Here is a 15,770-nt window from a genome sequence, read left to right on the forward strand (position 1 = left end):
GCGTACGGGGACCACAGCCAGCCACCGTCAATGCTATAGGTTCGGCAGAGGGCCGACCAACGCGGCCGCGGGGACGGGCAGCGTCTCCGGGCGGGCAAGGTCCCAGGCCATGCTGGCGCTGAGGCTGATTCCCCGCGGCCCCGTCCGGCGGGTGGTCCCCCGGATCAGCAGCAGCCGGGTGCCGAACAGGAGCGGGCCGGCGCTTTCCTGGGCCTCGTGGAAGAAGACCGAGTCGATGCATCCGGTGCCGTCGTCGATGCTGATGAACACCACCCTCCTGCCTCCGCGCATGGGAGGCGTCTGGGTGGCCACGCGCACCCCCGCCACCAGTACTTCGGTGCCGTTGCGCAGGCCCAGCAGTTTGTCCGCCGTTGTCACCCCCAGGCCGTCCAGCAGCGGCCGGTGGCTGTCCATTAGGTGGCTGCTGACATCCACGGCCAGCAGGTCCAGTTCCGCGCGGACATTGTCCGCCAGGGTGGGCGCGGGAAGGCCTGGCCGGACGTTGCGCAGTTCGATATCGCCCAAGGGCAGGGCCAACTGGCCCTCGAGGACTTCCCTGCCTTTCCGCGCGCTGCCCGGGGCGGACAGCTCCTGCAGGTGGTGTACCAGGTCGGCCCGATTTGCCGTGCCGCCGGCTTCCCGGTGCAGGGAGTCAAAAGCGCCCAACTGGGCCAGCCGTTTGATGTTCGGCTTGCTGACCCTGGCCCGGGCACGGAGATCGGCCAGGCAATCGTAGGGCTGGCCCGCAACAATCCGCTTAAGTTCGGTAGCGGACAGGCCGTAGATTCCATTCAGGCTGAGCCGGATGCCCAGTTTTCCGCTATCAGGACCGGACAGGATCCGTTCCACCCGGTACTCGGCGTGGCTGCGGTTGATGTCCAGGGGAAGGATGGGGATGCCCATCCGCCGCGCTTCAGCCACGAGCAGCCGCTTGGGGTACATTCCCGGATCGTGCTCCCACAGCCCGGCCAGGAAGGCCTCCGGATGATGCGCCTTGAGCCAGGCCGACTGGTAGGTGGGCACGGCAAAGGCGGCACCGTGTGCTTTGCAGAACCCGAAGCTGCCAAAGGATTTGAGGGTCCCCCAGACCTTGTCCACCACTTCCGGGGCGTAGCCGTTTTTCCGTGCTTCCCTGCGGAAGAATTCCTCCACCCCCAGCTCGAGGGCTTCCTTGCCCAGGGCCCGGCGGAATTCGTCTGCCCGCGCCAGGCCGCAGCCGGTCATGACATCGAAGGTCTTCAGGATCTGTTCGTGGAAAACGGTGACCCCGTGCGTTTCCGCCAGCACGGGCTTCAGGTCCGGGTGCGGGTAGACCTCGGGGGCGAACCCGTGCCGGTGTTCCAGGAAAGGCCGCACCATGTCCGATTTCATGGGCCCCGGCCGGAACAGTGAAATGTCGATGATGAGATCGTTGAACTCGCGCGGCGCCATTTTGCCGATCAGCTCCCGCTGCCCCGGGGACTCGATCTGGAAACAGCCCAGGGTGTGGGTACTTCGGATGAGTTCGAACGTGGCTTCGTCATCCAGGGGCACGGCGTTGAGGTCGATGTGGCCGTTGTCCGCAATGTAATCGGGCCCGGAGCCGTCAGGTCCGGGCCCATGGCGGCCCGCGGACACCACGTCCGCCTTGCCGGAATGGACGCGGATGACCTCCCGGACGGCAAAGGCCATGGCACTTTGCATCCGGACGCCCAGCACGTCTAGCTTGAGCATTCCCATGGGATCCATGTCGTGCTTGTCGAACTGGCTCATGGGCAGCCCGAGGCCGCTGGGCTGCACGGGGGTGCGGTCCAGCAAGGTGGCGTCCCCCAGGATCACCCCGCACGGGTGCATGGAGATGTGGCGGGGCAGCCGGTCCAGACGTTCGGTGAGGTCCACCAGCATGTCCAGCTGCTGGTTCCCGTCCGCGTCCCGCTGCTCCAGGCGGCCGGCGAACCCGCGCAGCTCCGGCTTCTCCTGGAGCGCCTCACGGAACTTTCCGGCCGAAAACCGCCACAGCTGCTTGGCGATCTCCCCCACTTCACCGTCATCCATTCCCAGGGCAAGCCCCGCGTCCCGGACCGCGCCGCGGGCACGGTAGCCGTTCTGCATGCTCATCAGCGTGACCCGCTCCGCGCCGAAGCGTTCGAAGATGCGGTGGTAGACGTTGTGGCGTTCGGCGCTTTCGACGTCGATATCAATATCCGGCAGGGTGGCCCGGTCCCGCGACAGGAACCGCTCGAAAATCAGGTCGTGCTGCAGGGGGTTCACGTGGCTGACCTCGATGAGGTAGTTGACCAGGCTGGACGCACCTGACCCACGTGCAGCGGCGCGGACCCCCATGTCCTGGATCATCCTGGACACTTCTGCCACGGTCAGGAAGTAGGCGGAAAAACCCAGGTTCCGGATGATGCCCAATTCATGTTCCAGACGGGCCAGCATGTCCCGTTCGGCTGACTCGGCGATACCGGGGAATCTCCTGCCGATTCCGGCGTGGCAGCGCTGGATCAGCTCCGCATGCGGGTCCTGGCTGATGCCAAGGACGGATGCCTCGGGAACCACCGGCTGTTTCCAGCCCATGTCCGATACCGGATCGATCCGGCAAAGGTCAGCGAGCGCCTCGGTCTGCGCCATGAGCTGTCTAAGGTCCGCGGCGCCGTAGCCGGCGGCGGAGATGATTTCCTTGCCCAGTTGGAGCATCTGGGCGGATGTTTTCAGCCAGCCCCGGCCGGTGGGCTGCAGCAGCGGTTCGCCGGCGAGCTCCGGGAGGGATTTCAGGGTGCGGGCCGAGTCCAGGACGTCCGCGGTGGGCGCCCCGTCGGCGGCGCAGTACCTGACGGAGTTGGTGAGAATGGCAGGGATGCGGTGCTCTTCTGCGAGCTTGAGCATGCGGACGGCGTGGGCCGTGCTGAGCGGCGTCCCGGGGGGGCTGAGCTGGGAGACGATTTCGGTTACCACGGTCCCGGCGGGCATGGCATCCAGCCATTGTTTGAAGAGGGTGCGGGGGCGCAGGTACCGCCGTCCGCCCATGGCACGGCCCACATCCGAGTCAGGACCGATCAGCACGGTGAGGACGGGTTTAAGGGTGTTTGGATCCAGGGTGCGCGAGGCGAGTTCCGCGCGGGTGACGGCGGCCGGGACCGCTCCCCCGGATTTGCCCGAGGTGCGGGCGTGGGCGTCCGACACCAGGCGGCACAGTGCGCGGTAGCCTGCACCATTGTTGTTTCCGCGCGCCAGTACCACCACCCTGCCGGAAACCTGGGTGCGGTGGTCCCCGTCATCGTCGAAAACTGCGAGGTCCACCCCGACGATGGGGTCGATGCCTGCGGCCATGCAGGCTTTGAGGTGCTTGACGGTTCCGTAGAGTCCGTCCCGGTCCGTGCAGGCGAGCGCAGTTGCCCCGTCTGCCGCGGCGGCCTGGGCGAGTTCGTCGGGCCAGGAGACCCCGTAGTGGGCGCTGAAGGCGGTGGAGACGTGGAGGTGGGTAAAGCTCATGCTGTCCGGGGCCGCCGCAGTGCGTCGTGGATGCGCAGGAGCCGCCAGCGGCCGCTGCCGGTGTGGCGGGAGAGGTCCAGGGTGAGCGGCTCCCCCGCGGTGCCCGGACCGGAGACTTCCGTATCGGCGGCGGGAAGGACCTGGACCCGCCAGATTTCATGGTCCACCAGGCCAGGGCCGCCGCCCAGGGGTGCGCGCCGTTCCTCCGCCCACCATTGGCGGCGCTCGTACCAGCGGACCGGTTCTGCGCAGATTGTGTATGACCGCCCGTCCCACCGGAGTTCCCGGGGCTCGCCGTCCGGAGAGCACGCCACATCCACGGATTCACTGAACAGACCCATGGCTGCCTCCCGGACGAACGGATTATTCGAACACATATTCGAATACTCCCAGTCTACGACGGGGGCAGGACAAAACCTAGACGGGGGTGGACTGACGGTGCGGCAGGGAGCAGGATGGAGCCATGAGCACCGATGACGCACTCCTCAAGCAGGCCAGCCTCACAACGCAGGACTCCACAGCCATCGCCACTTTTGACATAGACGGCAGCATCCCCGGTTCCGGCGCTTACGTAGTCGGCCTGATGGGGGCCACTCCGGACTACTCCGCACAGCGGCGGCTGTGTATCGAATTCATGAACGGGGAGGCTATCGCCTTCTACTCCTTCAACCGCGACCAGGGCATCGAAGAGGATTATGACCTTTCCGGCGTGACCCATTCCGCCAACAGCATTACCGGCCAGTTCCCGCTCGCTGCCATCAATGGGCTGGGCGAGGGCCATGTCATGACCGCCTTCAGCGAAGCGGACGGAAGGGACTTTCAGTCCGGCGTGCCGGTCTCCGAGTCCCTTTAGGGAGGAGCACCTGCTCCCTCTGGAGATTCCCGGTCTCTGGAGATTCCCGGTTCCTCTGAAAACAGGGGCTCTAGCCGTTGCCCTTGTGCACGCGCATTTCGAGTTCGATGAACCCGGAGATCATGGCCCGGTAGGTGGATTCGACGATGTCCGGGTCGATATCCTTCTTCTCCGCGGCTGAGCGGACGTGCTCGATGATCCGTTCCACGCGTCCGGGTGCGCGCACTTCGGCGTCGTCGCCCTTAAGCGTTCCGGCGATGCGGATGAGCCGTTCGCGGCGGGCGATGAGGGTGACGATCTGGTCATCCACCTCATCGACGGCGATCCGCACGGCAGCAAGCTGCTCCTTGTCCGCCGCGGCGTCCCTATCATTTCCTTGAATTGTCGCCATCGTCTGACAGTATCGAAGCATGCAACCCCGAGTCGACTTCATCTCGCTAGGTGTCCGCAATGTTGCCGCGTCCCGCGCGTTCTACGTGGAAGGGCTGGGCTGGCCCGTCCACCGTGAGCTGGACGGCGATGTGGTATTCATCCAGGTCAACCACGGGCTGGTCCTGTCCCTGTGGGACGCCGTGCAGATGCAGGCGGAGGCCGGCGTCAACGCTCCTGGACCGGTTCCCTGCATTACGCTCAGCCACAACCTGCCCGGCACCGACGAGGTGGACAGGGTCATGGCCGAGGCGGCCGCTGCCGGCGCAACCATCATTGCCGAGCCGGTCACCCAGCCCTGGGGCGGGTACAGCGGCTACTTCGCGGACCCGGACGGCTTCCGCTGGGAAGTTGCCTACAACCCTTCCTGGTCAGTGGACGACGACGGTTCGGTCACCGTCTGAGCGCCGCCCGCCGCGGGAAGAGGCTGCTTGAGCGGGAGCCGGAATGGGCAGCTAGAACAGCGCCTCCACCGGCCTGATGAGCTCAGGCCCGTTATTGCGCACGTTGCCCACGTCCCGGCCAACCGTTTCCACTTTCCAGTCCGCGACCACGTCCCGCACCCGCGCCCGGACGAGGTCCACCAGTTCCGCGGCGTCGTCGGCAGCCGGATCGAGCCAGGCATGCATGGTGTCTTTGTCCATGGGCAGCGGCACCCGGTCATGCAGCTCCGTCAGCCTGCCGAAAACGGTCGATTCCGTACCCGGTGGTGGGGTGTCCGCCGTCAGGATGGACGTGGAGAGCAGCCAGCGTGCCGGCTCCCCGTCCGGCGTGGAGGGGTCCTTCCACCATTCGTAGAGGCCGGCGAAGGCCAACCCGTGGTCCATTCCGGGGTGTACGTAGTAGGGCTGCTTCGTCTTGCCCGGCCCCTGCTTCCATTCGTAATAGCCGTCCGCCGGGACGGCGCAGCGCCGGGACCGGATGGCCTTACGGAAGGCGGGCTTCTCCAGCACCGATTCGCTCCGGGCATTGATCATCCGCGACCCGATCGACGGGTCCTTCGCCCAGGAGGGCACCAGCCCCCAGCGAGCCACGTGCAGCTGGCGCACCTGCCGTGGCGCTGCTCCGCCGTCCTCCACCAGCCTCTCCAGGACGATGGGGACATCGTCGGTCGGCGCCACGTTCCACGACGGCGGGATGTGCACCTCGTCCTCCAGGGTGGCGTCGAATTCGGCCAGCAGGTCACCCACGGCACGTGCCATCACGTAGCGTCCACACATGGTTCCAGCATGCCACCGGCCACCGGACGGAGGAAACAGCGGCCGGGAATAGCGCCGGGCACGATACCGTTGACGCCGACGGACCCCATTACCAACAGCAAGGAGAGCCCCGTGGATTTCACTCCCGAATCCGGCACCATCACCATGTTTTCCACCACCTGGTGCGGCTACTGCAACCGACTGAAGAAACAGCTGGACGCGCACGGCATCGGGTACACCGAGATCAATATCGAGGAAGTGGACGGCACCGCCGAGCTCGTGGAGCAGCTTAACGGGGGCAACCGCACGGTTCCCACGGTCCTTTTCCCGGACGGCTCCGCCGCCACCAACCCCTCTGCCGCCGAGGTCAAGACCCGCCTGGCGGCGTAGCGGAAGGCGCCCGAAACGGGGCGTGTGATAGACAGAACGGGACCGGCGGTGCGCTGCCGGTCCCGTTCTGTCTATCTGCATGAGGGAGCTTCCGTGGTCCATAAAGTCAAAGGTGTCATCGCCCGCTCCAAGGGTGCGCCCGTCACTCTGGAAACCGTCCTGGTTCCCGAACCCGGGCCGGGCGAGGCGCTCGTCGACATCCTCACCAGCGGCGTCTGCCACACCGACCTGCACTACAAGCAGGGCGGCATCAGCGACGACTTCCCGTTCCTGCTGGGCCACGAAGCCACCGGCGTGGTCAGCGCAGTCGGACCCGATGTCACCAATGTGGTCCCCGGTGACCGGGTGGTCCTGAACTGGCGTGCCGTCTGCGGCACGTGCCGCGCCTGCAGCCGCGGCGAGGCGCAGTACTGCTTCAACACCCACAACGCCACCCAGAAGATGACCCTCGAGGACGGCACGGAACTGTCCCCGGCCCTGGGCATCGGCGCGTTCATCGAAAAGACCCTCGTTGCCGCAGGCCAGTGCACCAAGGTGGACCCGGAAGCGGATGCCGCTGCCGTCGGCCTGCTGGGTTGCGGCGTCATGGCCGGCATCGGCGCCGCGATCAACACCGGCGGCGTCAAGCGCGGCGACTCCGTGGCCGTGATCGGCTGCGGCGGAGTCGGCACCGCCGCCATCGCCGGCGCGGCGCTCGCCGGCGCCACCACGGTCATCGCCGTCGACATCGACGCCCGGAAGCTGGAACGCGCCAAGGAACTGGGCGCCACCCACGCCGTGGACTCGTCCGCCACCGACCCCGTGGAAAAAATCCGCGAGCTCACCGGCGGGTTCGGCGCCGACGTGGTGATTGACGCCGTCGGACGCCCTGAAACCTACAAGCAGGCGTTCTACGCCCGCGACCTTGCCGGCACCGTGGTCCTGGTGGGCGTGCCCACCCCGGAGATGACCCTTGAGTTGCCGCTCCTGGACGTCTTTGGCCGCGGCGGATCCCTTAAGTCTTCCTGGTACGGAGACTGCCTGCCCTCCCGGGACTTCCCCATGCTGGTGAGCCTCTACCAGCAGGGCAAGCTGGACCTGGATGCGTTCGTCACGGAGCGGATCAGCATCGAACAGGTAGAAGAAGCGTTCGACAAGATGCACGCAGGCACCGTCCTCCGTTCGGTGGTGGAACTGTGAACGCCCGGATCGACCGCCTGGTCACCTCCGGCACGTTTTCGCTCGACGGCGGCACCTGGGACGTGGACAACAACGTCTGGATCGTGGGCGATGACAGCGAATGCGTGGTGATCGATCCCGCGCACGACGCCGACGCCGTGGCCGCCGCAGTGGGGGCCCGCCGCCTCAAGGCCATCCTGCTGACCCACGGCCACGACGACCACATCAGCTCCGTCGCACAGCTGCGTGACCTCGTCCCGGCGCCGGTGCACCTCCACCCGGCCGACCTGATGCTGTGGCAGAGCGTCTACCCGGACACGGAACCCGACCGCACCATCAGCGACGGTGAGGTGTTCGAGGTGGCCGGGCTCGCGCTCAAAGCCCTGCACACCCCTGGCCATTCCCCCGGCTCGGTGTCCTTCCACGTGGTGGAGGGGCCCGGCGGCGAAAGCACCGTGTTCACCGGGGACACGCTGTTCCAGGGCGGACCGGGAGCCACCGGCCGGTCCTACAGCGACTTCCCCACCATCATCGAGTCCATCCGCAGCCGGCTGTTGCCGCTGCCGGCGGACACGGTGGTCCGGACCGGCCACGGCGACAGCACCACCATCGGCGCCGAAGCGCCGCACCTGGACGAATGGATCGCCCGCGGACACTGAGCCGGATCCCGCCCGCGGGAGCTGAGCCCCGGACCCGCGCGGGTCACGCCTCCAGACTGCTGAAGGGAGCAGACACCAGGGTGGCGTGGCCCGCGTACGTTTCCAGCAGGGCCCTTTCCACGGCGTCCACGTCGAGGCCGGGCACCAGGTCGTCCGCTGCCCCGGCCGTGGACGGTTCCCACTCCAGGCCGAGCGCAGCATAGGTGTCCGTCAGGACCTTCCGGATGGGAGCGGAATCCTGCACCACGACCACTGAGCTGAACAGCCACCCGCCGGCCACCACGCGCTGCGCGGTGCCCACGAGTTTGATCTGCGTGCCGTCTGTGGGGTCGGTGCCATGCACGCTGAATTCGCCAGGGCAGTACTCGCCGGGAATCTCGCCTACGGCTGCCTGCACCCCAACGCGGCCCAGGGCGTCGGCGAACAGTTCGCCGAAGTAGCCAAACCGGGTCTTCGATCCGGCGATGGCGTCCGGGTCCGGTTCAATGTGGTCCACCACCAGGGTGCCACGGTGGTAGGCCGCTGCCCGCCCGCCGGCCCGGCGGACCAGGGGTTCGAATCCGTCCTCGCGGCAGGCCTGTTCAGCCGCCCTGAAGCCGGGCAACCGGGTGTCACGCTGGCCGAACGCCACCGTGGGTTCCGGCCGGTACAGGCGCAGCGTGGGTCCCAACCCGCCGGCCTTGGCCCGGGCCAGCAGCTCGAGGCCGAACTCCAGGTCCCGGCCGGCGCCCAGCGTCGTTTCCTGCCGCACCACCGTCAGCGTGCGTCCTTCCGGCCCGGCGTGCTGCATGTTGCTAAGCTCCCTTATGGTCATCTTGCAATTCCTCGTTGTTGCCGCCGCCTTCGCCGTAATTGACGCCGTCTGGCTCAAGCTCATGAACCCGTTCTACCGCAGCCACATCGGGGAGCTGCTGGCGGACAAGCCACACCTAGGTTACGCGGTGGCGTTCTACGTCCTTTACATCGCGGGCATCGTCTTCTTTGCGCTTCGTCCAGCGCTCGACGGCGGCACCTGGCTGACAGCGCTGGGCTACGGTGCCGCATTGGGCGCCTTCGCCTACGCCACCTATGACCTGACCAACGCCGCCACCCTCAAGGTGTGGCCGCTGCAGCTGGTGCTGGTGGATATTGCCTGGGGTGCGGCGCTGACCGGCCTGTCCACCGTGGCCGGCTGGCTGGTCTTCCACAACAGGGCCTAAGGGGCGGCGCCCGCCGCGGAGGTTAGGGGTGCAGGGGTTCAGGTGCGGCGCAGCGTCAGGATCTGCTCGGCCCGGCCAAACGGCCCCTGCAGGTCGTGCAGCACCGTGGATGTCAGTCCGATCCCGTCCCGGCCAAAGGACACAGCGTTGTCCAGTCCCAGCCATTCGCCTTCCGGACGGCGGTACATATGGATCTGCAGGTCCAGGTTAGGAAAGGCGTAGCTGTCCTTGCCCGGGGGGACGCGGGCCGCAATGCCGTTGGCCGTATCCACCATGCCCATCAGCCGCGCCAGGTCGCCGCTGTCCGACCGGTCCGTCAGAGGGTGTTCGGTGCGGAGCCAGACCTTGCCCGCGCCGGCGCGGTGACCTTCAGCCACGCGCATCTCAAGCGAGCGGATATAACCGCCTGGCCAGACGGCGGACCCGTCGTAGGGCTTGCATTCATCCGGCCCGGGAATCGCGGCGTCCTCCACGGCGGCAACGGCGGAGGTGTCCGAGGTGGCCATGCGCCAGGCCGTGGCACGGATGGCAGTGCGGCCGTTGGCCACCAGTTCAGCCTGGACCAGTTCGATGGTCCGGCCGGGCCGGAGCGTGGTCGTTTCAATATGGAAATCCCCGCCAGGGATCAGGCCCAGTATTTCGTAGCTGATCCGGGCCATCCGCATGTCTTCGCGCGGTTCGTGCCGTTCCAGCCGGTCGGCCAGCAGGCCGGACGCCGGCGCCATGTGCTGCTCGTGCACGTTCCACGCGCCCTGGGCGTGGATTGTGGAACGGAACCGGCCGCCGTCGAGCTCCTGGTAGTAGAAATGTCCCTCAGCCAGTTCAGGCAGGTCTGTGGTCACCCTTGGCCCCTTCTGCATACTTAAGTGAATCGGCACTAACTCTAACGGCTTGCCGAAAACATCCCTCCGCCGGGACTCGCCGAAATGTTGGAGTCCGGCGGGGCCTCTCTGGGTAGACTCAGGATCTGGGTCCTGTCAGCAACCCTCGGAAGAGGTGTTTCATGCGCGTTATCAGCTACAACCTCCGCAAACACAAGGCCAGCGGGGAGCTCCTGGCGTTGGCCCGGAACCATGACATCGATGCGATGTGCCTCCAGGAGGTGGATTCCAGCGACCTGCCGGAGACGCTGGGACCGCTGCATCTGGCGGATGCCACCAAGGGAAACCGGCTGGGGCTGGCCATCTATTACCGCACCAGCCGCTTCACCGCGATCAATACGCAGTCCTTTGCGCTGAAGAAGTCGATGCATGACCGGGTGCTGGCGCCGGCACATGAGCGGCTGATCGGCACGCGGGTCATGGACAACGAGACCCAGCACGAGCTGGTGATCGGTTCGTTCCACGCGGCCCCGCTGACAGCGTCCAACTCGCTGCGCCGCAAGCAGATCCATGCTGCCCACGCGGAACTCCTGAGCATGGGCAAGGGCCTGATGACGCTGATGGTGGGCGATTTCAACTACCCGTTCTTCACCAAGAACCTGGACATGCATATGAAGAACTCGGGCTACGCCCTGTCGCTGAGCAACCGCCGGACGTACACGCGGTACAAGGTGTTCAAGGGCCACTTCGACTTCGCCACGTCGCTGGGACTGGACATCCAGAGCGTGGAGACCCTGCCGCGCGGCAATTCAGACCACCTGCCCATCCTGGTGACGGCAGAGTACGGCCCGGACTTCTAGTCCGGGCCTCCTAGGCCTCCAGGCGTTTGCGCAGCTCCGGCCAGGCGGCAGCGAAACCGGGGTGCAGTTCCTTCCGCTCGACGCCGGCCAGCGGCACCCAGAGCAGTTCGATGCTTTCGGGGTCGCTGATCACGGGTTCGAACGGCTCGCGCGCCAGCACCACCACGGTGGTGTAGGACCAGTAGCCCAGGTCCAGCACGGAGGTGAAGAGGACGTCAACGTTCGACGCCGGCACGGCGGCTTCCTCCCAGGCCTCACGGAGGGCGCCTGCGACAGCCTCTTCCCCCTCGTGCAGCGCGCCTCCGGGCAGGCCCCAGGTGCCGCCGTTGTGGCTCCAGACGGCCCGGTGCTGCAGCAGGACGCCTTTCGCAGGGTCGTAGGCGAGCACGCCCGCGGCTCCGAACCGGCCCCAGAACCGCCCCCGGTCGCCTTCCACCCAGGCGTCGCCGGGGTTGCGCGGGCCGGTGCGGACGGGCGGCGTGGAAGCCAGTGAGTGATCCATGCGCACCAGTCTGACAGGCGCACCCTGCGCGGCGCACCCGTTCGTAACACTGCGGGACTAGTTGCCGTGCCCGCGGTCGACGGCGAAATCGCCGCCGGGATACATGACAGTTTCGTGGCCGTCGTCGAAACGGACCAGGTATGGCGGAGTTCCGCCCGGCCCGCGGACTTCCACGATGACGCCGTGCCGGTCGGAGGACCCGACGTTCCGTCCGTGCACGATGATGCGGTCTCCCTGCGCTGCCTCCATCGCAATCACCTCCAGTCCCAGATTACGACTGGGAGCAGGCGCGCGACAGGGTCACCCCGCCGGTTCCCCCGCCGGCCGGATTGCGGGGTTGGCAGCCAGCGCCTCAGTGCCTAGGGTAGAACCGTAAGCCTACTTACTTTCGGTGCGAAGCATCCCAGTCGTCAGGAGGAACACCCATGACCGACCAATACACCTTCCGCAATCCGGTCACCGCGTACGAGGAAATCTCCCCTCCGAAGCAGCACCAGCCGGAGCCGGGCCTGGATGCGGCCCTGGTTCCCAAGGCCGACTTGGGCGAAGACACGTACCGGGGAACCGGCCGACTGGAGGGCCGCAAGGCCATCGTGACCGGCGCCGACTCCGGCATCGGCGCGGCAACGGCGATCGCGTTCGCCCGGGAAGGGGCCGACGTCGTCCTTTCCTACCTGCCCGAGGAAGAGGAGGACGCCGAGCGCATCGCCGGACTCATCGAGGCGAGCGGCCGTAAGGCCATCAAGGTACCCGGCGACCTCAAGGATCCGGCCATGTGCCGGGAGGTGGTGGACACGGCTGTGTCCGTCCTGGGCAGCATCGACATCCTCGTTAACAACGCCGGCAAGCAGGTGGCCCAGGAGGAACTGGCGGGCATCACGGATGAGCAGTTCGACCACACACTCAAGACCAACGTGTATGCCATGTTCTGGCTGACCAAGGCTGCCCTGCCGCACATGCCGGCCGGGTCAACGATCATCAACACCACCTCCATCCAGGCCTACAACCCTTCTCCGACACTGATCGATTACGCCACCACGAAGGCGAGCATCAACAACTTCACCAAGGGCCTGGCCCAGCAGCTCGCGCCACAGGGTATCCGGGTCAATGCGGTGGCGCCGGGTCCCATTTGGACGCCGCTGCAGGTGAGCAGCGGCCAGCCGAAGGAGAAGCTGCCGGATTTCGGGCAGTCCACTCCCCTGGGCCGCGCCGGCCAGCCCGCCGAACTGGCACCCGCCTATGTCTTCCTGGCCTCACCGGAGTCCAGCTACGTGGTGGGCGAAACGCTCAATGTTAACGGCGGCAACCCCACCCCGTAGGACATACCCCGCCCGGGACCGCTATTTTCCACCGGTCCCGGGCGGTGCTGCGAGCAGCTCATCCGTCGCTGCGTCCGGCTCGCCGTCGAAAAATGTGGACAGGATAGTCTTGAAGACGGTCTCCCCGGGCGCTGCGCGAAGGAACAGCGTCATCGATGAGTGCAGCTTGCGCGCGTCGATCCCGCCCAGGATGTCCTCGGCGGAACGTCCACCATGGTCGCTGAGCTCCTGGGCGCAGTCCAGCAGCCGGGGCCCCAGTACCGGATGCGCCAGGTAGGCCCTCGCTTCGTCCAGCGACCCTATCGCGTACCGCTGCGACGTCGCGCTGTGGCCGAGCCCCGCAATCTGCGGAAACACGAACCACATCCAGTGGCTGCGTTTTTGGCCCACCTGCAGTTCGGCCAGTGCCTGCTGGAAAGTCCCGCCGCTGTCCTGGGCCGCCACGAAGCGGTCAAGGTTGTACGGGTCAGTCATGGTTCCCTCCGATCCGGGCCGCGGCCCGCAGCTGATGATCCGGGTCCGCCTGCCAGCGCGCCAGCACCGCGGCGGCCCGCTTCCGGTCCTGGCCCTCGAGTGCACCGAGTAAGGGATCCAGGACGTCGGTGATGAGCGGCTGCGCCAGCTCCGCAGTCATCGCGGACCTGAGGAACCCCTCGATGCGCGTCAGGTCCGTGTGCCGCAGCATCGAGATCCTGGCCTGGAGCAGCACCACCGCGGCGAGCCTCCGCTCAAAGACGGGCCTGCTCCCGGGCTTCGGAACGCCCCAGAGCGCGGAAGCCAGGAACACGACCCCATGATGGTCCAGATCCGGGAACTTCCGCAGCGCATCCCTGACGGTTCCCCGCACTGCACCCACAGACGCCCCGTACGAGGCGAGGCTGCCACCCAGCCGCCCTTCGACCTCGTCCGCCCGGTACCAGGCGCCCTCGTTCTGCAGCGTCCGGTCGATAAACGCGGCCGCCTCCCGGACCGCCGTCACCTGCGCCCCGCCGCTGCATGCCGGATGCAGTAGGGCGTCCAGGGCCGCGCCTCAAGGCGGCCCTCCGCAATGGCCTCGCCGCACACGGCACAGACGCCGTAGGTGCCGTCCTCGATGCGGGCCAGCGCAGCCTCCACCTGGTCCAGGCCCGCGCTGCTTTGCCTAAGGAGCGCCGAAGCCTGGGACAGTTCAAAGGCGATGGTGGCGCCCTCGGGATCGTGTTCGTCATCCACGTTCGCGTTCTGTCGTGCCGAGTTCGCCGAGGCGATGTCCGCACGCAGGGCGGGCAGGAGCGCCACCTTGCGGGCGCGTTCTTCCTCCAGCATCAGCCTGAACCGCTCAAAACCGGGCATGCCCACAGCCTAGCCGCGGCCGCTGTACACGTCAGTACCAGCCCACCGCCACCGAATGGCTCCATGCCCTGCAGGGCGATCCGTACCTGTCCCGGATGTAGCCCAGTCCCCATTCGATCTGGGTGCGGTAGTTGGTGAGCCAGTCGCTGCCCGCGCTTGAATACTTCCCGGGCGGGAGCGCCTGGGGAATCCCGTAAGCGCCGGAATACGGGTTGGTAGCCGTGGTCATCCAGTTCGATTCCTTCGTCCACAGCTGCGCCAGACAGAAGAACTGATCCTGCCCCCATCCAAACGACCCGAGCCTCCCGGACGCGTAGCTTTTCGCGGCGACCGGATCGTTCACGGCGCCGCCGGGAAGGGAGGGTACGACGACGGGCGGTGGCGGCGGAGCAACAGCCGGCGGCGGTGCGGGGGCAGGGGCGGCCGGGGCCGGGTCGGCGGCTGGCGGCGCCGGCTCCTCCGTCTCCGGTTCAGGCTGCATAGCGGACGCCGGTGGGCGGGGTGCCGGCCGGGCGGGGTCAGCCTTAGCGGCGTCCTCCGCAGCACGGCGGGCCTCTTCTTCGGCGGCGGCGCGCCTGGCAGCCTGGGCGGCCGCGTACGCGGCGAGTGCCGCCTGGCCCTGCCGGTAATCCTGCTCAACGGCCGCCGTCGTGCCTTTCAAGGAAGCGAGCTGGGCGGTCAGGGTAATGCTCCGCTTCTGTTCGGCGGCCACCTGCTCTTCCATGGCATCCCGGGCAGACCGTGCTTCCGCAAGCCGGGACTCCGCCTCGGCGGCGAGGCGGTCATGCTCGGTGCGGGCCCCTTTCTGCTGTCCTGCCAGGGCGGCCAGAACCTTTTCGGCGGCGCCGGCCCGGGAAACGAGGGCGGCGCTCCGGTCCCCCACGACCGAGACGACGTTGAGTCCGTGCAAACTGTCGGTTTCCAGCGCATCAAGGGCAAGGAAGAATTCCATGGTGGTGCCGCCGGTCTTGTACGACTGGACCGCGAGGGCGCCCAGTTCGTTCCTGCGTGCGGAAAGCTCGCCGGCCGCCCTGTCCACCTGCCTGTTCAGCGCGTCGAGCCTGGCCGCGGCGGCCGTGGCTGCCGCGTCCGCTGCAGCGAATTCCGCTGCCGCAGTTACGGCCGCGGCGCCGAGTTCTTCCGAGCGTGCCTGCAGGCCACCCAGGAGTCCGTGGATCCTGTCGACCTCCGCCGCCTTTGCGGACTCCGATTTCCGTGCGTGCTCAATGTCGCTCCACGATGGAAATCCGCCCGGCGGGTCCGTCGTTTCCGCCTCCGCGGGCAGCGCCGCGGCACCGCTGGCCACTGCAAGTGCCAGTAGCGCACCGCCGGCACGGGAGCGAACCGCAATAGTCAACCGGGACATAGTCCGGAATCCTACATCCTTCAAGAAGTGGTTGAGGGTTAAGGGCAGGCAAACGGAGGGTATCCGCGCGGCATTGTTACTTTGTGACGCGATTCACTATGCGGCGCGGGGTGTCGGGTGTCATGCGAGGTCAACGCGCATTAACCGACCAATCAAGACGATGGCGTAATCCGAGAGGAGGGCCTCGGATGTTATCCAAATGTGACATT

Annotated in this window: 20 protein-coding genes; 8 read left to right on the plus strand and 12 right to left on the minus strand. The window is 67.0% G+C overall.

Annotation, left to right across the window (positions count from 1 at the left end):
• Positions 1-33: 33 nt before the first annotated feature.
• The gene (locus ACIQC0_RS08345) at positions 34-3,474 is read right to left on the minus strand and encodes a DNA polymerase III subunit alpha (RefSeq protein WP_400534143.1); all 3,441 of its coding nucleotides are present in this window, start codon (positions 3,472-3,474) and stop codon (positions 34-36) included.
• Positions 3,471-3,815, minus strand: a complete 345-nt coding sequence (locus ACIQC0_RS08350) for a DUF6504 family protein (protein ID WP_377216096.1) — start codon at positions 3,813-3,815, stop codon at positions 3,471-3,473. The genes ACIQC0_RS08345 and ACIQC0_RS08350 overlap by 4 nt, the downstream gene beginning before the upstream one ends.
• Positions 3,816-3,937: 122 nt before the next feature.
• Here ACIQC0_RS08350 and ACIQC0_RS08355 point away from each other — a divergent pair, with 122 nt between their 5' ends.
• Entirely contained in the window at positions 3,938-4,327 is a 390-nt protein-coding gene (locus tag ACIQC0_RS08355; protein ID WP_377216095.1) for a hypothetical protein, read from the plus strand.
• 70 nt (positions 4,328-4,397) lie between these two features.
• On the opposite strand, the gene ACIQC0_RS08360 is transcribed toward ACIQC0_RS08355, so the two are convergent.
• Positions 4,398-4,718, minus strand: a complete 321-nt coding sequence (locus ACIQC0_RS08360) for a chorismate mutase (RefSeq protein WP_377216094.1) — start codon at positions 4,716-4,718, stop codon at positions 4,398-4,400.
• A gap of 19 nt (positions 4,719-4,737) precedes the next feature.
• Between ACIQC0_RS08360 and ACIQC0_RS08365 the strand changes: the two genes are divergently transcribed.
• On the plus strand, positions 4,738-5,160 hold the full coding sequence (locus tag ACIQC0_RS08365) for a VOC family protein (protein ID WP_377216093.1): 423 nt from the start codon (positions 4,738-4,740) through the stop codon (positions 5,158-5,160).
• Between the two features lie 51 nt (positions 5,161-5,211).
• On the opposite strand, the gene ACIQC0_RS08370 is transcribed toward ACIQC0_RS08365, so the two are convergent.
• Entirely contained in the window at positions 5,212-5,976 is a 765-nt protein-coding gene (locus tag ACIQC0_RS08370) for an SOS response-associated peptidase (protein WP_400534147.1), read from the minus strand.
• Positions 5,977-6,087: 111 nt separating this feature from the next.
• Here ACIQC0_RS08370 and ACIQC0_RS08375 point away from each other — a divergent pair, with 111 nt between their 5' ends.
• The 3 genes from ACIQC0_RS08375 (at position 6,088) to ACIQC0_RS08385 (ending at position 8,162) form a co-directional block, all read left to right on the plus strand.
• Positions 6,088-6,345, plus strand: a complete 258-nt coding sequence (locus ACIQC0_RS08375; RefSeq protein ID WP_377216091.1) for a mycoredoxin — start codon at positions 6,088-6,090, stop codon at positions 6,343-6,345.
• A 93-nt stretch (positions 6,346-6,438) separates the two neighbouring features.
• Positions 6,439-7,524 carry an S-(hydroxymethyl)mycothiol dehydrogenase gene (locus tag ACIQC0_RS08380; RefSeq protein ID WP_400534150.1) on the plus strand — a complete coding sequence of 362 codons (1,086 nt, stop codon included), beginning with the start codon at positions 6,439-6,441 and terminating at the stop codon, positions 7,522-7,524.
• Positions 7,521-8,162 carry an MBL fold metallo-hydrolase gene (locus ACIQC0_RS08385; protein WP_400534153.1) on the plus strand — a complete coding sequence of 214 codons (642 nt, stop codon included), beginning with the start codon at positions 7,521-7,523 and terminating at the stop codon, positions 8,160-8,162. The genes ACIQC0_RS08380 and ACIQC0_RS08385 overlap by 4 nt, the downstream gene beginning before the upstream one ends.
• Before the next feature lie 43 nt (positions 8,163-8,205).
• Here ACIQC0_RS08385 and ACIQC0_RS08390 read toward each other — a convergent pair whose 3' ends face one another.
• Positions 8,206-8,976, minus strand: a complete 771-nt coding sequence (locus ACIQC0_RS08390; protein ID WP_377216088.1) for a biotin/lipoate A/B protein ligase family protein — start codon at positions 8,974-8,976, stop codon at positions 8,206-8,208.
• On the opposite strand from ACIQC0_RS08390, the gene ACIQC0_RS08395 reads away from it, so the two are divergent.
• Positions 8,969-9,361, plus strand: coding sequence for a DUF2177 family protein (locus tag ACIQC0_RS08395; RefSeq protein ID WP_400534156.1), 393 nt, complete (start codon positions 8,969-8,971; stop codon positions 9,359-9,361). The two genes, ACIQC0_RS08390 and ACIQC0_RS08395, sit on opposite strands and share 8 nt — an antisense overlap.
• A 38-nt stretch (positions 9,362-9,399) precedes the next feature.
• Here ACIQC0_RS08395 and ACIQC0_RS08400 read toward each other — a convergent pair whose 3' ends face one another.
• Positions 9,400-10,203 (minus strand): thioesterase family protein, encoded by an 804-nt coding sequence (locus ACIQC0_RS08400; RefSeq protein WP_400534159.1) that lies wholly within the window; start codon positions 10,201-10,203, stop codon positions 9,400-9,402.
• 161 nt (positions 10,204-10,364) lie between these two features.
• Between ACIQC0_RS08400 and ACIQC0_RS08405 the strand changes: the two genes are divergently transcribed.
• Positions 10,365-11,042, plus strand: a complete 678-nt coding sequence (locus ACIQC0_RS08405; protein ID WP_377216085.1) for an endonuclease/exonuclease/phosphatase family protein — start codon at positions 10,365-10,367, stop codon at positions 11,040-11,042.
• Between the two features lie 10 nt (positions 11,043-11,052).
• Here ACIQC0_RS08405 and ACIQC0_RS08410 read toward each other — a convergent pair whose 3' ends face one another.
• Positions 11,053-11,544 (minus strand): NUDIX domain-containing protein, encoded by a 492-nt coding sequence (locus tag ACIQC0_RS08410; protein ID WP_400534163.1) that lies wholly within the window; start codon positions 11,542-11,544, stop codon positions 11,053-11,055.
• A gap of 57 nt (positions 11,545-11,601) precedes the next feature.
• Positions 11,602-11,793, minus strand: a complete 192-nt coding sequence (locus ACIQC0_RS08415) for a DUF1918 domain-containing protein (protein ID WP_377216083.1) — start codon at positions 11,791-11,793, stop codon at positions 11,602-11,604.
• A 176-nt stretch (positions 11,794-11,969) separates the two neighbouring features.
• On the opposite strand from ACIQC0_RS08415, the gene ACIQC0_RS08420 reads away from it, so the two are divergent.
• The gene (locus ACIQC0_RS08420; RefSeq protein WP_377216082.1) at positions 11,970-12,863 is read left to right on the plus strand and encodes a glucose 1-dehydrogenase; all 894 of its coding nucleotides are present in this window, start codon (positions 11,970-11,972) and stop codon (positions 12,861-12,863) included.
• A gap of 21 nt (positions 12,864-12,884) precedes the next feature.
• On the opposite strand, the gene ACIQC0_RS08425 is transcribed toward ACIQC0_RS08420, so the two are convergent.
• The 4 genes from ACIQC0_RS08425 to ACIQC0_RS08440 are packed head-to-tail and all read right to left on the minus strand — an operon-like array spanning position 12,885 to position 15,561.
• Complete coding sequence (locus ACIQC0_RS08425) at positions 12,885-13,337, minus strand: DUF1810 domain-containing protein (RefSeq protein ID WP_377216081.1); 453 nt, start codon at positions 13,335-13,337, stop codon at positions 12,885-12,887.
• Positions 13,330-13,842 carry a DNA alkylation repair protein gene (locus tag ACIQC0_RS08430; protein WP_400534168.1) on the minus strand — a complete coding sequence of 171 codons (513 nt, stop codon included), beginning with the start codon at positions 13,840-13,842 and terminating at the stop codon, positions 13,330-13,332. The genes ACIQC0_RS08425 and ACIQC0_RS08430 overlap by 8 nt, the downstream gene beginning before the upstream one ends.
• The gene (locus tag ACIQC0_RS08435; protein WP_377216079.1) at positions 13,839-14,195 is read right to left on the minus strand and encodes a TraR/DksA family transcriptional regulator; all 357 of its coding nucleotides are present in this window, start codon (positions 14,193-14,195) and stop codon (positions 13,839-13,841) included. Before ACIQC0_RS08435 ends, ACIQC0_RS08430 begins: the two co-directional genes overlap by 4 nt.
• Positions 14,196-14,226: 31 nt before the next feature.
• Complete coding sequence (locus tag ACIQC0_RS08440; protein ID WP_400534171.1) at positions 14,227-15,561, minus strand: coiled-coil domain-containing protein; 1,335 nt, start codon at positions 15,559-15,561, stop codon at positions 14,227-14,229.
• Between the last annotated feature and the right edge of the window lie 209 nt (positions 15,562-15,770).

This window comes from Pseudarthrobacter sp. NPDC092419 (assembly GCF_044755045.1).
Taxonomy (GTDB): domain Bacteria; phylum Actinomycetota; class Actinomycetes; order Actinomycetales; family Micrococcaceae; genus Arthrobacter.